This is a genomic window from Pseudomonas corrugata (assembly GCF_050920615.1).
Classification (GTDB): domain Bacteria; phylum Pseudomonadota; class Gammaproteobacteria; order Pseudomonadales; family Pseudomonadaceae; genus Aquipseudomonas; species Aquipseudomonas corrugata.
Genome location: NZ_CP130434.1, coordinates 6,066,702 through 6,087,040 on the forward strand (window position 1 = coordinate 6,066,702; position 20,339 = coordinate 6,087,040).

General features: G+C 55.2%; 16 protein-coding genes, 6 tRNA genes and 3 rRNA genes. 5 read left to right on the top strand and 20 right to left on the bottom strand.

All coding sequences use genetic code 11. From position 1 onward, the window contains the following. Positions 1-102: 102 nt before the first annotated feature. From rplA to tyrS, 18 genes are all read right to left on the bottom strand, one after another. A complete protein-coding gene (rplA, locus tag QZH45_RS27235) occupies positions 103-798 on the bottom strand; it encodes a 50S ribosomal protein L1 (protein WP_003186095.1) in 696 nt (231 codons plus the stop codon). Then, entirely contained in the window at positions 798-1,229 is a 432-nt protein-coding gene (gene rplK / locus QZH45_RS27240) for a 50S ribosomal protein L11 (RefSeq protein WP_003176435.1), read from the bottom strand. The genes rplA and rplK overlap by 1 nt, the downstream gene beginning before the upstream one ends. A 117-nt stretch (positions 1,230-1,346) precedes the next feature. Next, complete coding sequence (gene nusG, locus QZH45_RS27245) at positions 1,347-1,880, bottom strand: transcription termination/antitermination protein NusG (RefSeq protein WP_010443972.1); 534 nt, start codon at positions 1,878-1,880, stop codon at positions 1,347-1,349. 9 nt (positions 1,881-1,889) lie between these two features. Next, positions 1,890-2,258, bottom strand: coding sequence for a preprotein translocase subunit SecE (gene secE / locus QZH45_RS27250; RefSeq protein WP_024776457.1), 369 nt, complete (start codon positions 2,256-2,258; stop codon positions 1,890-1,892). A 45-nt stretch (positions 2,259-2,303) separates the two neighbouring features. Continuing rightward, positions 2,304-2,379: transfer RNA gene (locus QZH45_RS27255), tRNA-Trp, on the bottom strand. A gap of 53 nt (positions 2,380-2,432) precedes the next feature. Further along, positions 2,433-3,626, bottom strand: coding sequence for an elongation factor Tu (tuf, locus tag QZH45_RS27260; RefSeq protein WP_053191465.1), 1,194 nt, complete (start codon positions 3,624-3,626; stop codon positions 2,433-2,435). Between the two features lie 84 nt (positions 3,627-3,710). Beyond that, positions 3,711-3,786: transfer RNA gene (locus tag QZH45_RS27265), tRNA-Thr, on the bottom strand. A 26-nt stretch (positions 3,787-3,812) separates the two neighbouring features. Next, a tRNA-Gly gene (locus QZH45_RS27270) sits at positions 3,813-3,886 on the bottom strand. A 25-nt stretch (positions 3,887-3,911) separates the two neighbouring features. Beyond that, positions 3,912-3,996: transfer RNA gene (locus QZH45_RS27275), tRNA-Tyr, on the bottom strand. 143 nt (positions 3,997-4,139) lie between these two features. After that, positions 4,140-4,583 (bottom strand): hypothetical protein, encoded by a 444-nt coding sequence (locus tag QZH45_RS27280; protein WP_024776662.1) that lies wholly within the window; start codon positions 4,581-4,583, stop codon positions 4,140-4,142. Positions 4,584-4,590: 7 nt separating this feature from the next. Beyond that, positions 4,591-5,340, bottom strand: coding sequence for a pantothenate kinase (locus tag QZH45_RS27285; protein WP_024776663.1), 750 nt, complete (start codon positions 5,338-5,340; stop codon positions 4,591-4,593). Continuing rightward, positions 5,330-6,286 (bottom strand): bifunctional biotin--[acetyl-CoA-carboxylase] ligase/biotin operon repressor BirA, encoded by a 957-nt coding sequence (gene birA, locus QZH45_RS27290; protein WP_024776664.1) that lies wholly within the window; start codon positions 6,284-6,286, stop codon positions 5,330-5,332. Before birA ends, QZH45_RS27285 begins: the two co-directional genes overlap by 11 nt. Positions 6,287-6,421: 135 nt before the next feature. After that, positions 6,422-6,537, bottom strand: a 5S ribosomal RNA gene (gene rrf / locus QZH45_RS27295). A gap of 170 nt (positions 6,538-6,707) precedes the next feature. Next, positions 6,708-9,599 (bottom strand): 23S ribosomal RNA (locus QZH45_RS27300). 252 nt (positions 9,600-9,851) lie between these two features. Further along, a tRNA-Ala gene (locus QZH45_RS27305) sits at positions 9,852-9,927 on the bottom strand. Positions 9,928-9,953: 26 nt separating this feature from the next. Then, a tRNA-Ile gene (locus QZH45_RS27310) sits at positions 9,954-10,030 on the bottom strand. Between the two features lie 65 nt (positions 10,031-10,095). Continuing rightward, positions 10,096-11,632 (bottom strand): 16S ribosomal RNA (locus tag QZH45_RS27315). Together the 16S, 23S and 5S rRNA genes with 2 tRNA genes alongside form the textbook arrangement of a ribosomal RNA operon. Positions 11,633-12,184: 552 nt before the next feature. Continuing rightward, on the bottom strand, positions 12,185-13,384 hold the full coding sequence (tyrS, locus tag QZH45_RS27320) for a tyrosine--tRNA ligase (RefSeq protein ID WP_055135240.1): 1,200 nt from the start codon (positions 13,382-13,384) through the stop codon (positions 12,185-12,187). 210 nt (positions 13,385-13,594) lie between these two features. Here tyrS and QZH45_RS27325 point away from each other — a divergent pair, with 210 nt between their 5' ends. Next, positions 13,595-15,004 carry a peptidoglycan DD-metalloendopeptidase family protein gene (locus tag QZH45_RS27325; protein WP_055135239.1) on the top strand — a complete coding sequence of 470 codons (1,410 nt, stop codon included), beginning with the start codon at positions 13,595-13,597 and terminating at the stop codon, positions 15,002-15,004. Positions 15,005-15,007: 3 nt separating this feature from the next. Beyond that, a complete protein-coding gene (locus QZH45_RS27330; protein WP_055135238.1) occupies positions 15,008-16,099 on the top strand; it encodes an anhydro-N-acetylmuramic acid kinase in 1,092 nt (363 codons plus the stop codon). 82 nt (positions 16,100-16,181) lie between these two features. Here QZH45_RS27330 and erpA read toward each other — a convergent pair whose 3' ends face one another. Both erpA and argC read right to left on the bottom strand, forming a co-directional pair. After that, positions 16,182-16,532, bottom strand: a complete 351-nt coding sequence (erpA, locus tag QZH45_RS27335; protein WP_003177727.1) for an iron-sulfur cluster insertion protein ErpA — start codon at positions 16,530-16,532, stop codon at positions 16,182-16,184. A gap of 155 nt (positions 16,533-16,687) precedes the next feature. Beyond that, entirely contained in the window at positions 16,688-17,722 is a 1,035-nt protein-coding gene (argC, locus tag QZH45_RS27340) for an N-acetyl-gamma-glutamyl-phosphate reductase (RefSeq protein WP_024777444.1), read from the bottom strand. 133 nt (positions 17,723-17,855) lie between these two features. Here argC and hemJ point away from each other — a divergent pair, with 133 nt between their 5' ends. Genes hemJ through QZH45_RS27355 form a run of 3 tightly spaced genes read left to right on the top strand, consistent with a single transcriptional unit; the run spans position 17,856 to position 20,295 of the window. Next, a complete protein-coding gene (gene hemJ, locus QZH45_RS27345; RefSeq protein WP_024777443.1) occupies positions 17,856-18,287 on the top strand; it encodes a protoporphyrinogen oxidase HemJ in 432 nt (143 codons plus the stop codon). A 32-nt stretch (positions 18,288-18,319) separates the two neighbouring features. After that, positions 18,320-19,288 carry an NAD(P)H-dependent flavin oxidoreductase gene (locus tag QZH45_RS27350; protein WP_055135237.1) on the top strand — a complete coding sequence of 323 codons (969 nt, stop codon included), beginning with the start codon at positions 18,320-18,322 and terminating at the stop codon, positions 19,286-19,288. 50 nt (positions 19,289-19,338) lie between these two features. Continuing rightward, a complete protein-coding gene (locus tag QZH45_RS27355) occupies positions 19,339-20,295 on the top strand; it encodes a DUF805 domain-containing protein (RefSeq protein ID WP_024777441.1) in 957 nt (318 codons plus the stop codon). Positions 20,296-20,339: the final 44 nt, after the last annotated feature.

The following is a 20,339-nucleotide window of genomic DNA, read 5'->3' on the forward strand; positions in this document are numbered from 1 at the left end:
GCTGTTGGTTTAAGACTTGCGTCGCCTACGGTCTTGGATAGCCCCCGCCAGGCAGGGACCCCAATTTTTCAATTGGCGCAATTGCTTGCGCCAATCTGTGTCTTACGCGTCGAGCGAGCTCTGGTCGATGACCAGACCTGGGCCCATGGTGGTGCTCAGGGTAACGCGCTTGACGTAGATACCTTTCGAGGAAGCCGGCTTGATACGCTTCAGATCAGCGATCAGCGCTTCAACGTTTTCCTTCAGCTTGACGGCGTCGAAACCGATCTTGCCAACGGAGGTGTGGATGATGCCGTTTTTGTCGGTGCGATAACGAACCTGACCAGCCTTGGCGTTCTTGACCGCGGTGGCTACGTCTGGCGTTACGGTGCCGACTTTCGGGTTAGGCATCAGACCACGTGGACCGAGGATCTGACCCAACTGACCCACAACGCGCATGGCATCAGGGGATGCGATTACTACGTCATAGTTCAGGTCGCCGCCTTTCATTTCAGCAGCCAGATCGTCCATGCCTACGCGATCAGCGCCGGCAGCCAGAGCAGCTTCAGCTGCTGGGCCCTGGGTGAAAACAGCAACACGGACAGTCTTGCCAGTGCCGTGTGGCAGCACGGTAGCGCTACGAACGACCTGGTCGGATTTACGTGGGTCAACGCCCAGGTTTACAGCAACGTCGAACGACTCGCTGAACTTGACAGTCGACAGCTCAGCCAGCAGGGCCGCGGCGTCTACAAAGTTGTAGGCCTTGCCTGCTTCGATTTTGCCGGCGATAGCCTTTTGACGCTTGGTCAGCTTAGCCATTACACACCCTCCACGTTAAGGCCCATGCTACGAGCAGAACCGGCGATAGTACGCACGGCTGCATCCATGTCAGCTGCAGTCAGATCCGCGTTTTTGGTTTTCGCGATTTCTTCCAGCTGAGCGCGGGTAACGGTGCCAACCTTAACGGTGTTTGGACGAGCGGAACCGCTGGTCAAACCTGCAGCCTTCTTCAGCAGAACCGAAGCAGGGGTGCTCTTTGTTTCGAAAGTGAAGCTACGGTCGCTGTAGACAGTGATAATCACTGGAGTCGGCAGACCTGGCTCAAGACCCTGAGTACGGGCGTTGAAAGCCTTGCAGAATTCCATGATGTTCACGCCGTGCTGACCCAGAGCAGGACCAACAGGTGGGCTTGGGTTAGCCTGAGCGGCCTTCACTTGCAGCTTGATGTAAGCGGTAATCTTCTTGGCCATGAGGCACTCCAATTACGGGTTCGAACGCCTCGAAAGGCTCCCCGGTTACTTGCGCGTTTATCCCAGTGACGACAAAACCCCACAGCCTTGGACTGCGGGGTTGGGATGCCTGTTCGATCAGACCTTTTCGACCTGACTGAACTCGAGCTCTACCGGAGTAGAGCGACCGAAAATGAGCACTGCGACCTGAATCCGGCTCTTTTCGTAGTTAACTTCTTCAACCGTGCCATTGAAATCAGCGAATGGACCATCAGTGACTCGCACCACCTCACCTGGCTCAAACAGTGTTTTCGGCTTCGGCTTGTCGCTACCATCAGCAACACGACGCAGAATTGCTTCTGCTTCTTTATCCGTGATTGGTGCAGGCTTATCAGCAGTACCACCGATAAAGCCCATCACCCGAGGGGTATCCTTGACCAAGTGCCAAGTCCCTTCGTTCATGTCCATCTGCACCAGCACATAACCTGGGAAGAATTTGCGTTCGCTTTTGCGTTTCTGGCCATTACGCATTTCAACCACTTCTTCAGTGGGAACCAGAATTTCGCCAAAGCCATCTTCCATGCCAGCCAGCTTCACACGCTCTATCAGCGAGCGCATAACATGCTTCTCGTAACCCGAGTAAGCATGCACAACGTACCAACGCTTAGCCACGGGACACCCTTAGCCAACAATCAAGGAAACGAGCCAACCGAGCAGGGAATCAAGCCCCCACAACAGCAACGCCATAACCAGAACGACAGCCACAACGATCAACGTGGTCTGCGTGGTTTCTTGGCGAGTCGGCCATACGACTTTACGAATCTCGGTGCGAGCTTCCTTAGCGAGTACAAAGAAAGACTTGCCCTTGGCTGTTTGCAGACCTACAAAGGCGGCAACAGCAGCGATAGCAAGCAATGCGAGTACACGGTACAGGATCGGCGAAGCAGAAAAATACTGATTGCCAACAACGCCAACAACCACCAAAGCGACTACCACTAGCCACTTGAGCAGATCGAAGCGAGAGCCTTGAGCTTCAGCTTTAGGAGTCATCTATGAAGATCCTGTGAAAAGAAAGCCAGACACACCGAGTGAATCTGGCAGGTCAGGAGGGAATCGAACCCCCAACCTACGGTTTTGGAGACCGTCGCTCTGCCAATTGAGCTACTGACCTAAAACAAAATCAGGCCGACCATTATGCCGGCCCGAAAAAGACATTACAACTATTTACTCGATGACTTTGGCTACGACGCCAGCGCCGACGGTACGACCGCCTTCACGGATAGCGAAACGCAGACCATCTTCCATCGCGATGGTTTTGATCAGAGTGACAGTCATCTGGATGTTGTCACCCGGCATTACCATTTCAACGCCTTCTGGCAGCTCGCAGTTACCGGTCACGTCAGTTGTACGGAAGTAGAACTGTGGACGGTAGCCTTTGAAGAACGGAGTATGACGGCCGCCTTCTTCCTTGCTCAGAACATAAACTTCTGCAACGAACTTGGTGTGCGGCTTGACGGTGCCTGGCTTGACCAGAACCTGGCCACGCTCAACGTCGTCACGCTTGGTGCCGCGCAGCAGCACGCCGCAGTTCTCGCCAGCACGACCTTCGTCCAGCAGCTTGCGGAACATTTCAACGCCGGTGCAGGTAGTTTTCTGAGTGTCGCGCAGACCGACGATCTCAACTTCTTCCTGGATGCGGACGATGCCACGCTCAACACGACCAGTCACAACAGTACCGCGACCGGAGATCGAGAATACGTCTTCGATTGGCATCAGGAACGGTTTGTCGATAGCACGCTCTGGCTCTGGGATGTAGCTGTCCAGAGTTTCCACCAGCTTCTTGACAGCAGTGGTGCCCATTTCGTTGTCGTCTTGGCCGTTCAGAGCCATCAGAGCCGAACCAATGATGATTGGAGTGTCATCACCTGGGAAGTCGTAAGTGCTCAGCAGGTCGCGCACTTCCATCTCAACCAGTTCCAGCAGCTCAGCGTCGTCAACCATGTCAGCCTTGTTCAGGAAGACAACGATGTACGGTACGCCTACCTGACGGGACAGCAGGATGTGCTCACGGGTTTGTGGCATCGGACCATCAGCGGCCGAGCAAACCAGGATCGCGCCGTCCATCTGGGCAGCACCGGTGATCATGTTTTTTACGTAGTCGGCGTGACCTGGGCAGTCAACGTGTGCGTAGTGACGCACGGCCGAATCGTATTCAACGTGAGCGGTGTTGATGGTGATACCGCGTGCTTTTTCTTCCGGGGCGCTGTCGATCTTGTCGAAGTCAACCTTGGCCGAACCGAAAACTTCGGAGCAGACGCGGGTCAGAGCAGCGGTCAAAGTGGTTTTACCGTGGTCGACGTGACCGATGGTACCGACGTTGACGTGCGGCTTATTACGTTCGAACTTTTCCTTAGCCATCGAAATCACCCCTAGGAGAAGAATTTAGCAAGTCACACAAGCCATTAAAACAAAGGCAGATATTTTCATATCTGCCTTGTTATATGGAGCTCTTGAGCGGATTTGAACCGCTGACCTCACCCTTACCAAGGGTGTGCTCTACCAACTGAGCTACAAGAGCGAAAAACTTTGCACAACCTGCAAACTTGGAGCGGGTAGCGGGAATCGAACCCGCATCATCAGCTTGGAAGGCTGAGGTTCTACCACTAAACTATACCCGCGGAGCTTGCAGCTCACACTAGAAACTGGTGGAGGGGGAAGGATTCGAACCTTCGAAGTCGTAGACGTCAGATTTACAGTCTGATCCCTTTGGCCGCTCGGGAACCCCTCCTAAGCGAGCCGGCATTCTACATCATGCCAGCCTTCTGTCAAGCATTTTTCTCATTAAAAACCTGAGGTTAGCTGCGTTGACTACGCTTCGTATCGTTGACCATTAAAAGTCTTCACTGCGAAGCGGGCGCCATTCTATGCAAACTACCCCGCGGGTGCAACCCCCTCACAAGGCATTATTTTATGTTTTAACTCATTGAATTCTTTAGAAAGGTTTTGAAGGAAGGTTTCATTCACCTTCCCGGCACTTTCTGGCGAAACCTGGACCCAGAATCCGGTCTCAGGCGAACCCGCAGCGGCGGCGCGAGCCACGACACCCAGCAGGGCCAGTTTTTGCTCCAGTTGCCTGTTCATTTCCGAACGGGCAAAGCCACCGAGATAAACGCACGTTTTTTGTGTCTCAGCGAGCTTCCCCGAATCGCGCCTGACAAGCGCGTCTGCCGTCTCGCTCAAGAGGTGAATATCCTGTTGCGAGCCGCGGTACAAACTTAGAGGAGTGACGTCCTTGGCACGAAGCGGGGCTTCCTGTTGATGCCAGACGTAATAGAAAGCGTTCAAGACCAGCAATAACAGGAACAGCCACCGCATAGAAACCTCAGGACAAAGGACAGGCCATCGCCAGGCCGACAAAAACCAGATCAGGCACCACCCTGGCGCCAGGGACAATACCGGAAACCAGATTAGCGTCCCCTCCCGTCAGAAACACAACGAAATCCTCTCCCCAATACTGCTGCGCCATCTCAAGCTGGGTCAGAACAAACCCCCTGAGCATCAGCATGCAACCTCGCTCTACAGCTTCGACAGTCGTCCGCCCGGGAGCGAGACTCTCATGTGCACGCTCGGCAGCCAGATCGTCATAGCGAATCCGCCGGGTATGAGTGCGCAGTTGGTTGCGCATCAACGGCATGCCCGGGCAAATGAAGCCTCCGAGGTGCCCACCGTCTGCGGCCACGAAATCGGCTGTAACGGCAGTACCAAAGTCGAGCACCAGACAGGCACCCGAGGCCAGGTGAAATCCTCCTAGCAGAGCCAACCATCGGTCCAGGCCCAGCCGCTCGTAATCCTCATAACCATTTCGAACGCCAGCCATTTCTCGGCTCGGCACAGCACGCGCCACGGACACTGCGAACGCATCAACCAGCGCAGAAACCAGCGATTCGGTTTCTTCCTGGGTACGCACGCTGACAAGACGGCATTTTACGAGCTGAAACTTTCCAGCGTCGCTCAGACAAGCCAGCAGATCGCTGTCAGAACCGACCACACCTCCGTCGACCGACGTAACACCGTCAGCGCGGAGTACGCGCCACTTGATAAAGCTGTTGCCGCAATCGAGCTCAAGAATCATCACGCAACCTCAAACTGAGCTCACCACCGCTAAAACTTCTTTCCACGCCATCCACCTTCAAACGCAGCGCGCCCTGGCAATCGATACCCAGCACAACTCCATCGACTTGATTGACACCCGCAATCAATGATACTGCCCGCCCCTGCCACAGATGATGCTGCTCCCACTCTGGCTGTATTGCGGCAAATCCCGATGCCTGGTGCAGCTTCAGATATCGCCGGAGATTCTCACCCAATCGTGCCACCAGCTCATTCCGATCGAAGTAGTGCCCCGCCACAAGACTCATGGACGTCCACTGCTGGTCAACTTCCTCGCTGGATTGCATATTCACATTGATCCCAACTCCCAGGACAACGTGGCAGACGTCAGCCGGATCCCCCACCAACTCAAGCAATATCCCCGCAATCTTTCTATCACCGACCAATACATCGTTAGGCCATTTCAGACCCGCCTGCTGAATCCCCATCTCATGCAAAGTGCGCAAGACAGCGAGCCCCACGACGAGACTCAGTCCTTCTATCTGTCGCATACCGCCATCTATACGCAACACCAGGCTGTAATAGAGATTTTCTGCAAAGGGGCTGACCCACTTTCGACCGCGACGACCCCGACCAGCAGTCTGCCGCTCAGCCAAAACCAGGAACGGCGCCGCCACCCCGCGCTCTACGGAGCGCAGCGCCTCAGCATTGGTGGAGTCGGTGGAATCGAATATATGGACAGGCCACTCGCAAGCCCCCTTGGCATCAATCTCGGTCGCGTCCAAAAGTAATAATGGCCTGGCCAATTGATACCCCCGGCCTCTGATCTTATGAACAGTTAGACCCAGTTCTGCCTCCAGGTGCTGCAATTGCTTCCACACAGCACTACGACTGACACCCAGCGCAGCGCCTAGCGCCTGCCCGGAATGAAAGCGGCCATCCTTCAGAAGTTTTAGCAACGTGAGCATGCGAACTGCGCCCTGACAATGAGGCCCGCATGATAGCCATGCGCAGGACAGTTGCATAGAAACACAGAGGAACCTTTCCTGCGGGCAAAAACAAAACCCCTACCTGCGTCAGCAGATAGGGGTTTCGGAATTTAATCTTGACGATGACCTACTCTCACATGGGGAAACCCCACACTACCATCGGCGATGCATCGTTTCACTTCTGAGTTCGGGATGGGATCAGGTGGTTCCAACGCTCTATGGTCGTCAAGAAATTCGGTAGCCAGCGCGTTGCAGGGGCAACGTTCCAGCGAATGGGTATGCGATAGTTTGTGTGTTGCTGCTGAGTCAGTTCGAACTTTCGGTTCGTTTCGTCTTCACACACCGCAATCTGGTGCCCTGTGCTTTTCAGCTCGGAGCAAGCAAATTGCTTGGGTGTTATATGGTCAAGCCTCACGGGCAATTAGTACAGGTTAGCTCAACGCCTCACAGCGCTTACACACCCTGCCTATCAACGTCGTAGTCTTCGACGGCCCTTCAGGGAGCTCAAGGCTCCAGTGAGATCTCATCTTGAGGCAAGTTTCCCGCTTAGATGCTTTCAGCGGTTATCTTTTCCGAACATAGCTACCCGGCAATGCCACTGGCGTGACAACCGGAACACCAGAGGTTCGTCCACTCCGGTCCTCTCGTACTAGGAGCAGCCCCTCTCAAATCTCAAACGTCCACGGCAGATAGGGACCGAACTGTCTCACGACGTTCTAAACCCAGCTCGCGTACCACTTTAAATGGCGAACAGCCATACCCTTGGGACCGGCTTCAGCCCCAGGATGTGATGAGCCGACATCGAGGTGCCAAACACCGCCGTCGATATGAACTCTTGGGCGGTATCAGCCTGTTATCCCCGGAGTACCTTTTATCCGTTGAGCGATGGCCCTTCCATACAGAACCACCGGATCACTAAGACCTACTTTCGTACCTGCTCGACGTGTCTGTCTCGCAGTCAAGCGCGCTTTTGCCTTTATACTCTACGACCGATTTCCGACCGGTCTGAGCGCACCTTCGTACTCCTCCGTTACTCTTTAGGAGGAGACCGCCCCAGTCAAACTACCCACCATACACTGTCCTCGATCCGGATAACGGACCTGAGTTAGAACCTCAAAGTTGCCAGGGTGGTATTTCAAGGATGGCTCCACGCAGACTGGCGTCCACGCTTCAAAGCCTCCCACCTATCCTACACAAGCAAATTCAAAGTCCAGTGCAAAGCTATAGTAAAGGTTCACGGGGTCTTTCCGTCTAGCCGCGGATACACTGCATCTTCACAGCGATTTCAATTTCACTGAGTCTCGGGTGGAGACAGCGCCGCCATCGTTACGCCATTCGTGCAGGTCGGAACTTACCCGACAAGGAATTTCGCTACCTTAGGACCGTTATAGTTACGGCCGCCGTTTACCGGGGCTTCGATCAAGAGCTTCGCGTTAGCTAACCCCATCAATTAACCTTCCGGCACCGGGCAGGCGTCACACCCTATACGTCCACTTTCGTGTTTGCAGAGTGCTGTGTTTTTAATAAACAGTCGCAGCGGCCTGGTATCTTCGACCGGCGTGGGCTTACGCAGCAAGTGCTTCACCCTCACCGGCGCACCTTCTCCCGAAGTTACGGTGCCATTTTGCCTAGTTCCTTCACCCGAGTTCTCTCAAGCGCCTTGGTATTCTCTACCCAACCACCTGTGTCGGTTTGGGGTACGGTTCCTGGTTATCTGAAGCTTAGAAGCTTTTCTTGGAAGCATGGCATCAACCACTTCGTCACCCAAAGGGTAACTCGTCATCAGCTCTCGGCCTTAAGATCCCGGATTTACCTAAGATCTCAGCCTACCACCTTAAACTTGGACAACCAACGCCAAGCTGGCCTAGCCTTCTCCGTCCCTCCATCGCAATAACCAGAAGTACAGGAATATTAACCTGTTTTCCATCGACTACGCTTTTCAGCCTCGCCTTAGGGACCGACTAACCCTGCGTCGATTAACGTTGCGCAGGAAACCTTGGTCTTTCGGCGTGGGTGTTTTTCACACCCATTGTCGTTACTCATGTCAGCATTCGCACTTCTGATACCTCCAGCAAGCTTCTCAACTCACCTTCACAGGCTTACAGAACGCTCCTCTACCGCATCACTTACGTGATACCCGTAGCTTCGGTGTATGGTTTGAGCCCCGTTACATCTTCCGCGCAGGCCGACTCGACTAGTGAGCTATTACGCTTTCTTTAAAGGGTGGCTGCTTCTAAGCCAACCTCCTAGCTGTCTAAGCCTTCCCACATCGTTTCCCACTTAACCATAACTTTGGGACCTTAGCTGACGGTCTGGGTTGTTTCCCTTTTCACGACGGACGTTAGCACCCGCCGTGTGTCTCCCATGCTCGGCACTTGTAGGTATTCGGAGTTTGCATCGGTTTGGTAAGTCGGGATGACCCCCTAGCCGAAACAGTGCTCTACCCCCTACAGTGATACATGAGGCGCTACCTAAATAGCTTTCGAGGAGAACCAGCTATCTCCGAGCTTGATTAGCCTTTCACTCCGATCCACAGGTCATCCGCTAACTTTTCAACGGTAGTCGGTTCGGTCCTCCAGTCAGTGTTACCTAACCTTCAACCTGCCCATGGATAGATCGCCCGGTTTCGGGTCTATTCCCAGCGACTAGACGCCCTATTAAGACTCGCTTTCGCTACGCCTCCCCTATTCGGTTAAGCTCGCCACTGAAAATAAGTCGCTGACCCATTATACAAAAGGTACGCAGTCACAGAACAAAGTCTGCTCCCACTGCTTGTACGCATACGGTTTCAGGATCTATTTCACTCCCCTCTCCGGGGTTCTTTTCGCCTTTCCCTCACGGTACTAGTTCACTATCGGTCAGTCAGTAGTATTTAGCCTTGGAGGATGGTCCCCCCATATTCAGACAAAGTTTCTCGTGCTCCGTCCTACTCGATTTCACTTCTAAGATCCTTTCGCGTACAGGGCTATCACCCACTATGGCCGCACTTTCCAGAGCGTTCCGCTAAAATCAAAGAAGCTTAAGGGCTAGTCCCCGTTCGCTCGCCACTACTAAGGGAATCTCGGTTGATTTCTTTTCCTCAGGGTACTTAGATGTTTCAGTTCCCCTGGTTCGCCTCTTGCACCTATGTATTCAGTGCAAGATAACCATCTTGTGATGGCTGGGTTCCCCCATTCAGACATCTCCGGATCACAGTCTGTTTGCCGACTCCCCGAAGCTTTTCGCAGGCTACCACGTCTTTCATCGCCTCTGACTGCCAAGGCATCCACCGTATGCGCTTCTTCACTTGACCATATAACCCCAAGCAATCTGGTTATACTGTGAAGACGACATTCGCCGAAAATTCGATCTTGCTCATGAGAGCAACTCACAAATTTTACCTTAGCCTGATCCGTTACCAGTGAAAGTAACGTTCAGTCTATCTTTCTATCACATACCCAAATTTTTAAAGAACGATCTAATCAAAAGACTAGAAATCAACATTCATCATCGCGTCGATGGAATGCTCATTTCTAAGCTTTAAACGAGGGTCACCAATCGGTAATGGTGGAGCCAAGCGGGATCGAACCGCTGACCTCCTGCGTGCAAGGCAGGCGCTCTCCCAGCTGAGCTATGGCCCCGTATCGCTACAGGGTGCACCAGTAATTGGTGGGTCTGGGCAGATTCGAACTGCCGACCTCACCCTTATCAGGGGTGCGCTCTAACCAACTGAGCTACAGACCCAATCGTCTTCTTCAATGAATCAAGCAATTCGTGTGGGAGCTCATGGAGCAGCTGCTGTCGTCGATTAAGGAGGTGATCCAGCCGCAGGTTCCCCTACGGCTACCTTGTTACGACTTCACCCCAGTCATGAATCACACCGTGGTAACCGTCCCCCCGAAGGTTAGACTAGCTACTTCTGGTGCAACCCACTCCCATGGTGTGACGGGCGGTGTGTACAAGGCCCGGGAACGTATTCACCGCGACATTCTGATTCGCGATTACTAGCGATTCCGACTTCACGCAGTCGAGTTGCAGACTGCGATCCGGACTACGATCGGTTTTATGGGATTAGCTCCACCTCGCGGCTTGGCAACCCTCTGTACCGACCATTGTAGCACGTGTGTAGCCCAGGCCGTAAGGGCCATGATGACTTGACGTCATCCCCACCTTCCTCCGGTTTGTCACCGGCAGTCTCCTTAGAGTGCCCACCATAACGTGCTGGTAACTAAGGACAAGGGTTGCGCTCGTTACGGGACTTAACCCAACATCTCACGACACGAGCTGACGACAGCCATGCAGCACCTGTCTCAATGTTCCCGAAGGCACCAATCCATCTCTGGAAAGTTCATTGGATGTCAAGGCCTGGTAAGGTTCTTCGCGTTGCTTCGAATTAAACCACATGCTCCACCGCTTGTGCGGGCCCCCGTCAATTCATTTGAGTTTTAACCTTGCGGCCGTACTCCCCAGGCGGTCAACTTAATGCGTTAGCTGCGCCACTAAGAGCTCAAGGCTCCCAACGGCTAGTTGACATCGTTTACGGCGTGGACTACCAGGGTATCTAATCCTGTTTGCTCCCCACGCTTTCGCACCTCAGTGTCAGTATCAGTCCAGGTGGTCGCCTTCGCCACTGGTGTTCCTTCCTATATCTACGCATTTCACCGCTACACAGGAAATTCCACCACCCTCTACCATACTCTAGCTTGTCAGTTTTGAATGCAGTTCCCAGGTTGAGCCCGGGGCTTTCACATCCAACTTAACAAACCACCTACGCGCGCTTTACGCCCAGTAATTCCGATTAACGCTTGCACCCTCTGTATTACCGCGGCTGCTGGCACAGAGTTAGCCGGTGCTTATTCTGTCGGTAACGTCAAAACACTAACGTATTAGGTTAATGCCCTTCCTCCCAACTTAAAGTGCTTTACAATCCGAAGACCTTCTTCACACACGCGGCATGGCTGGATCAGGCTTTCGCCCATTGTCCAATATTCCCCACTGCTGCCTCCCGTAGGAGTCTGGACCGTGTCTCAGTTCCAGTGTGACTGATCATCCTCTCAGACCAGTTACGGATCGTCGCCTTGGTGAGCCATTACCTCACCAACTAGCTAATCCGACCTAGGCTCATCTGATAGCGCAAGGCCCGAAGGTCCCCTGCTTTCTCCCGTAGGACGTATGCGGTATTAGCGTCCGTTTCCGAGCGTTATCCCCCACTACCAGGCAGATTCCTAGGCATTACTCACCCGTCCGCCGCTCTCAAGAGGTGCAAGCACCTCTCTACCGCTCGACTTGCATGTGTTAGGCCTGCCGCCAGCGTTCAATCTGAGCCATGATCAAACTCTTCAGTTCAAACATCTTTGGGTTTTGAGAAAACCCTAAACTTGGCTCAGCAATCGTTGGTTACATCTTTGATTTCTCGCGGAGTAACTTGTGACGCTGATAATCTGTTGACTAGCAGTCTGACTCCACAAGCACCCACACGAATTGCTTGATTCAGTTGTTAAAGAGCGGTGGGTTGAGCCTTTCGTCTCAACCGAGGCGCGCATTCTACAGCACCCCGTGTATCTGTCAAGCGATTATTTTGGAAGTTTTGCTTTTCAAAACCTCAACAACTTCAACCACTTGCGCTTTCGATCTCTCGTTAGCGGGAGGCGAATTCTACAGCGTTAGTCGCTGCTGTCAACACCTCTTTTTCACCGCTTTCGACCGAGAAGATCGAACCGTCAACCGAGCCAGACAACCTGCCCTGCCAACTCCTTCCGCGACTTCGATGAACTGAAGCCCCGCCTCGCCTGAAACCTTCTAACTCATTGAAACTCAAGGAATTTTCCGTTTCGACTGCGCCGGAAGTGGGGCGAATTATAGAGACTCAGAATCTGCCGTCAACACCTATTTACAGTCTTACTCAGATTTCAGCGTGATACGCGCAAAAGCCTTCTTGCCCGCCTGGCATACATGGGTGGAACCCAGCTCATACATATAGGTGCGATCCACGACCTCACCATCTATACGCACCCCACCCGAACCCAGAAGGTCTCGCGCCATTGCCGCATTCTTGACCAATCCAGCCTTATTAAGGACTGCTGCAATTGGCATAGACCCGGAAGCAGACAGCTCGATCTCCGGCAGGTCATCCGGAAGCTCGCCATCCTTCATGCGATTACCCGCCGCACGGTGAGCATTCGCCGCAGCCTCTTCGCCATGGAAGCGGGCAACGATTTCTTCAGCCAGCTTGATTTTGATATCCCGCGGATTGGCTCCCGCCTCGACATCTGCGCGGAAGGCATTGATCTCATCCATGGAGCGGAAGCTCAAGAGCTCGAAATAACGCCACATCAACACGTCAGGAATGGAGACCAGCTTGCTGTACATGACTCCCGGCGCTTCTTGAATGCCAACGTAGTTGCCCAACGACTTGGACATCTTCTTCACACCATCCAGGCCTTCCAGCAGGGGCATGGTCAGGATGCACTGAGCTTCCTGACCATAACCACGCTGCAGCTCACGCCCCATCAGCAGGTTGAACTTCTGATCCGTACCGCCGAGCTCAACATCTGCGCGCAATGCGACCGAGTCATAGCCCTGCACAAGCGGGTAGAGAAACTCATGGATGGCGATTGGCTGATTGGTTGTATAGCGCTTATCGAAATCATCACGCTCGAGCATGCGAGCCACAGTGTACTGGGACGTCAGGCGAATGAAGTCCGCCGGCCCCATCTTGTCCATCCAAGTGGAGTTGAAAGCCACTTCGGTCTTGGCCGGATCGAGAATCTTGAACACCTGAGTCTTATAGGTCTCGGCGTTATCGAGCACCTGTTCGCGAGTCAGCGGCGGACGCGTTGCACTCTTCCCGCTCGGATCACCAATCATCCCGGTGAAGTCACCGATGAGAAAGATAACCTGATGCCCCAGATCCTGGAACTGACGCAGCTTGTTAATCAGCACGGTATGGCCCAAGTGCAGATCGGGCGCCGTCGGATCGAAACCAGCCTTGATACGCAGCGGTTGCCCGCGCTTGAGCTTCTCCACCAGCTCGGACTCGACCAACAGTTCTTCCGCACCACGTTTGATCAGCGCTAGCTGCTCTTCAACCGACTTCATAACAGACCCGCAAGGCTCAGATTCAAAGGGCCCCAACCATACAAGATCGCGCACCAAATACAAGGTTTGCCCAGCGCGCGGACACCAATCCGCAAGCAGAGCGCGTGCGGGCTTGCTTCAAAGGGGTTTTGGTTATATTTTATACAGTTATTTCATCTTCATCATGTCATCCATCTTTTCCAATTCATATTTTCAAAAGCCAAATTACCTATGACCACCGAACCGTCTAAAGCGCCGCCGCTTTACCCAAAGACCCATCTGCTTGCCGCAAGTGGCATCGCAGCCCTCCTTAGCCTGGCGCTCCTGGTGTTTCCTTCCAGCGATGTTGAAGCCAAAAAGACGACTCTGAGCCTTGAACTGGAAAGTCCTGCTGAACAACTGACACAAGAACAAGACGCTGTCGAAACCGCTCAAGCCACAAACGAATCGGCCTCCTCTCCTTTCGCGCAGATAGACGATGGTTCCGAAGTCACATCCGAGGCCGCCCAGGGGCAGCCTCCAGCTGTGGAAGAGAAGCCGGGACACCATGAGGTGATCGTAGCCAAAGGCGACACGCTCTCTACCCTTTTCGAAAAGGTTGGCCTGCCCGCCGCATCGGTCCACGAAGTTCTGGCCAGTGACAAACAAGCCAGGGAATTCGCTCAGTTGAGACACGGCCAGAAGCTCGAATTCGAGCTCAGCCCGGAAGGACAGTTGACCAGCCTGCGCACCCGGCTGAGTGACCTGGAAACCATTACCCTGACCAAAGATGACAAGGGTTATGTGTTCAACCGCACGACCGCCAAACCTATCGTGCGCTCGGCGTACGCTCATGGCGTGATCAACAGCTCGCTCTCGCAATCGGCCGCACGCGCCGGCCTTTCCCACAGCCTGACAATGGACATGGCCAATGTTTTTGGCTACGACATCGATTTCGCCCAGGATATACGCCAGGGCGACGAATTCGATGTCATCTACGAACAGAAAATGGTCAACGGAAAGAGCGTCGGCAACGGCCCGATCCTGTCCGCGCGGTTCACCAACCGTGGCAAGACATACACGGCAGTGCGCTACATCAACAAACAAGGCAACAGCAGTTACTACACCGCCGACGGCAACAGCATGCGCAAGGCATTCATCCGTACACCGGTTGACTTCGCCCGCATCAGCTCAAAGTTCTCCGCGGGCCGCAAACACCCGATCCTGAACAAGATCCGCGCTCACAAGGGCGTCGACTATGCCGCTCCCCGTGGCACGCCCATCAAGGCCGCGGGCGATGGCAAGGTATTGTTGGCGGGACGTCGTGGCGGTTATGGCAACACGGTAATCATCCAGCACGGCAATACCTATCGCACCTTGTACGGCCACATGCAGGGCTTCGCCAAAGGCGTGAAGACAGGCAGTACCGTCAAGCAAGGCCAAGTGATCGGATATATCGGTACCACCGGCCTGTCCACCGGACCGCATCTGCACTATGAGTTCCAGGTCAATGGCGTTCACGTCGATCCACTTGGCCAGAAATTGCCGATGGCCGACCCGATCGCCAAGTCCGAGCGCGCGCGCTTCATGGCTCAAAGCCAACCCCTGATGGCTCGCATGGATCAAGAAAAAGCCACGCTGCTGGCCTCGAGCAAACGCTAAGCCATGGCGCTTTATATTGGTGTGATGTCCGGAACCAGTCTGGATGGCCTGGATATCGCACTGCTTGAATTGACCCCGGCGATCAGATTGGTCGCCACGCACTACATCCCCATGCCCGACGCGCTACGCACTGAGCTGCTTGGCTTGTGCAGCAGCGGGCCCGACGAGATCGCCCGCTCCGCCATTGCCCAGCAGAACTGGGTACGACTGGCGGCACAAGGCATTCATGCACTGCTGGACAGCCAGAAGCTCAAGCCGGAGGATGTCAGGGCGATTGGCAGCCATGGCCAGACCATTCGTCACGAGCCCGCACGGGGCTTTACCGTGCAGATCGGCAACCCCGCACTGCTGAGCGAACTGACCGGCATTACCGTCGTCAGTGACTTCCGCAGCCGCGATGTCGCTGCTGGCGGACAGGGCGCGCCGCTGGTCCCGGCCTTTCACGAAGCGCTGTTTGACGGGCGGGCCGGCCACCGTGCCGTGTTGAATGTCGGCGGCTTCAGCAATCTCAGCCTGATAGAACCTGAAAAATCCGTGGCCGGTTTCGATTGTGGCCCGGGCAACGTATTGCTGGACGCCTGGATTCACCAGCAGCGCAACGAGCATTTCGATCGCGACGGCCAGTGGGCCGCGAGCGGCAAGGTAGAGCCGACATTGCTCAAGACCCTGCTCAGCGACCCTTTCTTTCTGAGCAAGGGCCCTAAAAGTACCGGGAGGGAAGTGTTCAACCTGCCCTGGTTGACCCGGCATCTGTCGCATTTGCCCGCTTTCACTGCCGAAGACGTGCAGGCAACATTGCTTGAGTTGACGGCGCTGACCATCGTCGAATCATTGCAAAGTGCCCAACCGTATACTGATGAATTACTGGTCTGCGGCGGCGGCGTGCACAACCGCACGCTGATGAAGCGTCTGGCCGATCTCCTGCCAGGCACCAAGGTCAGCAGCACGATTGTTTACGGCGTAGATCCGGATTGGGTTGAAGCCATGGCTTTCGCGTGGCTCGCGCATTGCTGCCTGGAAAACATTCCTGCAAATCGCCCAAGCGTTACAGGCGCAAGCGGCTTGCGCGTACTCGGCGCCATCTACCCCACCTGATTTCGCCTGGCTGATTTTCGTATAGCAAAACGCCGCAGTGCCTTGGGCACCGCGGCGTCATGTTGAAGCTGCCGGGGGGCGATCAGATCGAGAACGAAGAACCGCAACCACAGGTGGTAGTAGCGTTCGGGTTCTTGATCACGAAGCGTGAGCCTTCGAGACCTTCCTGGTAGTCCACCTCAGCGCCGGCCAGATACTGGAAGCTCATTGGATCAACCACCAGACTGACGCCTTCGCGTTCGACGATAGTGTCATCTTCAGCCACCTCTTCATCGAATGTGAAGCCGTACTGAAAACCTGAACAACCGCCGCCCGTCACGAAGACGCGCAGCTTCAAACGATCATTTCCCTCTTCATCGACGAGGCTCTTCACCTTGTGCGCGGCACCGTGAGTGAATTGCAAAGCCGTGGGAGTGAAGGTTTCGACGCTCATGCTGAATATCTCCCGGCGCTGACGCCGCCATAATGCCTGATGGCGGGCATTATCCGCTTCTCCTAGAAAATTGGTCAACTATTGAAAAAGCAGCGGCAAGCTTCGAGCTTTAAGCCGCAAGCCTGAGGCTCGCAGCTTATAGCTGGAAACTGCTTCTACGGCAGCATCCCCGCATGGGACAAGCCCAGCCGCTCATCCAGGCCGAACAGGATGTTCAAATTCTGCACTGCCTGACCAGACGCGCCCTTGACCAGGTTATCAATGACCGATAACACCACGACCAGATCGCCATCCTGTGGACGATGCACCGCAATCCGGCAGACGTTGGCACCTCGTACACTGCGTGTTTCCGGGTGGCTGCCGGCCGGCATCACGTCGACGAACGGTTCGTCGGCATAACGCTTCTCGAACAGTGCCTGCAAGTCCACGGAGCGATCGGCAACGGTTGCGTACAGCGTAGAGTGAATGCCGCGGATCATTGGCGTCAGGTGTGGCACGAACGTCAGGCCGACGTCCTTGCCCGCCGCCCGGCGTAGGCCCTGGCGGATTTCCGGCAGATGACGATGACCTTTGACGGCGTAAGCTTTCAGGCTTTCCGATGTCTCGGAATACAACGAACCGACGCTGGCACCGCGACCGGCGCCACTGACACCTGATTTGCAATCGGCGATCAGACGCGAGGCATCGGCAAGGCCGGCCTCAAGCAGCGGCAGGAAGCCCAATTGCGTAGCGGTCGGATAACAACCCGGTACCGCGATCAGCCTCGCCTGCCTGATTTTTTCGCGATTGACTTCCGGCAGTCCGTAGACCGCCTCGTCCAGCAGATCAGGGGCACCGTGGGGCTGCCCGTACCATTTGGCCCACTCATCTGCGTCCTGCAGGCGGAAGTCCGCCGACAGGTCGATGACCTTGGTCCCGGCGGCCAGCAGTTCACCCGCCAGAGCGTGGGCGACACCATGAGGCGTAGCGAAGAACACTACATCGCAGGCGCCCAGAGTCTTGACGTCCGGAACGCTGAACGCCAGGCCATCGTAATGGCCTCGCAGGTTCGGATACATGTCGGCAACGGCCAGACCAGCCTCGGATCGGGAGGTAATGACCACCACCTCAGCTTGCGGATGCTGTGCCAACAGACGCAGCAGTTCGACACCGGTGTAACCCGTGCCGCCGACGATACCGACCTTGACCATAAACCTGCCCTCAACAAACCCACTGGAAAGCCGTCGATGATAGGGGCCGCGCGGCTTGCCGACAACCGCCAAGGTGACGTGTGGCCGCATGAATGACTACTATCGAACTACCGTAAACTGGGAATCACCAAAAATGCTCTATCTGTGGCTCAAAGCACTTCACATTGTCAGTCTGGTCTGCTGGTTCGCTGGCCTGTTCTATCTGCCTCGCCTGTTTGTCTATCACGCTCAAAGCGAGGACAGCGTGAGCAAGGAACGCTTCAGCATCATGGAGCGCAAGTTGTATCGCGGCATCATGGGACCCGCGATGATTGCCACCCTGGTGTTTGGTATCTGGCTGCTCAGCCTCAACGCCGGCGCCTATTTCAGCCAGGGTGGCTGGATGCATGCAAAGCTGACCCTGGTGGTGGTTCTGATCGGTTATCACCATATGTGCGGCGCCCAGGTAAAACGCTTCGCTCGCGGCGAAAACATCCGCAGTCATGTCTTCTATCGCTGGTTCAATGAAGTACCGGTATTGATATTGCTGGCTATCGTCATCCTGGTCGTCGTTCGGCCGTTCTAACCTCCAATCGCACTTCATCCGGGGCACTTTCAATGTCGCTACCCGCATTGCTTGAACAACGCTTGCGCCTGCCCGTCGTGGCGGCGCCGATGTTTCTGATCTCCAATCCACAGCTGGTGCTGGCTTGCTGTCGTAATGGCATAGTTGGCAGCTTCCCGGCACTGAACCAGCGCGAAAGCAGCGGTTTCAAGATATGGCTGGAAGAAATCGAAGCGGGGCTGGCGAGCATGGCGTACCCGGCGCCCTATGCGGTCAACCTGATCGTCCACCAAAGCAATCCGAGACTCCAGGCTGACCTCGCCATCTGCATCGAGCACAAGGTGCCGATCGTTATCACCAGCCTCGGCGCAATCAAGGAATTGGTCGACGCCGTTCATAATTACGGAGGCCTGGTATTTCACGACGTGACCACACGTCGTCATGCCGAGAAAGCCGCCGAAGCCGGTGTTGACGGGCTGATCGCCGTTGCCGCCGGTGCGGGCGGACATGCTGGGACCTGGAGCCCATTTTCGCTGGTCGCCGAAATCCGCCAGTTCTTCGACAAGACCGTGCTGCTTGCGGGATGTCTGAACCACGGCCATCAGATTCTGGCTGCGCAGATACTCGGCGCTGATTTGGCCTACCTGGGAACACGCTTTATCGGCACGACTGAAAGTCACGCGCCTGACGCCTATAAAGAGATGTTGCTCACATCCCGAGCCGCGGACATCGTGCATACTCCCGCCGTGTCCGGTGTGCCGGCGAGTTTCATGCGCCAAAGCCTGGAAAACGCAGGTTTTGACCTGACCGCCCTGCAAGGCAAAAGTGACGCAGCTTCCGGTTCGAAACTCAAACCATTGAACGATGAAGCCAAAGCCTGGAAAACCGTCTGGTCCGCAGGTCAGGGCGTTGGGGAAATAAGTGATTTGCCAAACGTCGACCAGTTGGTGGCACGCCTGGATGAAGAATACCGTAAGGCCCAGGCCCGAGCGGTACAGCTTGGCGGCCGATGGCCCCGCTGAAATCGGCCTGATCAAGCAACATTAAACTTTCAATGACAAGGATGCCCGGCATGAGCGAAACCCGTTTCAACATCGTATTCGACGGAGCCCTACTGCCGGGCGTCGATGCGACCACAGCCAAACTCAACCTCGCCAACCTGTTCAGGAGCGACATCAGCGCCATCGAGCGACTGTTCGGCGGACACAAGGTGGCCCTGAAAAGCAACCTGTCCCAAACCGAGGCGCAGAAGTATCTGGAAGCCCTCAACCAGAGCGGGATTGATGCACGCATCGAAGCCGAGCCAAGCCTCCAGCTGAATCTCGACGAAGTGCAGCAATCGTCACAGTCAACGACAGCGCGCGCCCCTGAATCGCTCATCGAGCCGAGCTCCCCTTATGCGCCACCCCGGGCCCAGGTCGGTGACGCTGTTGCCGAGTACGCCACACTCAAGCCGTTCAGCTTCGAAGGACGTATCGGGCGCCTGCGATACCTGGCCTGGACCATGGCCCTGACCCTGGTCGTGATGCTGGTGGTCGGCGTGGCCTTTGCTCTTGGGGCAGCATGGATTTTCACCTCGGGTTCGATAGCTGCAATGATCGTCGGTGGTTTGCTGGCAGCGGTCGTATTCCTCGGTTTTGCCTTCGTCAGTATCCAGTTCAACGTCCAGCGCCTGCATGATCTTGGCTGGTCCGGCTGGCTGTGGCTGCTGAACCTCATCCCGTTCGTGGGCAGCGTCTTTCCGTTTGTGCTTATTTTCGCTCCCGGCAATGAAGGCGCCAATCGCTATGGCCCTCCTCCCCCACGTAACAACACCGGGGTCAAGGTGCTCGCGTCGCTCTGGCTCGTCATGATCGTACTGATCATCTTCGCCACGGTCGCTGGCGTCTTCAGTGCCATCGAACAGGATTACGGCACCGGCTCGCTGAGCAGCTATGAGAGCAGCGAATCCATGGATGAAGATGCAGCCGAACCTGCCGAAGAACCTGCCGAGGCAGAGGCACCTTCTGTAGACTCCGAGGAACAGTAAGCGCCCTTCGTTCCAGTGACAGTCAAGTCCACAGGCGACGGGCC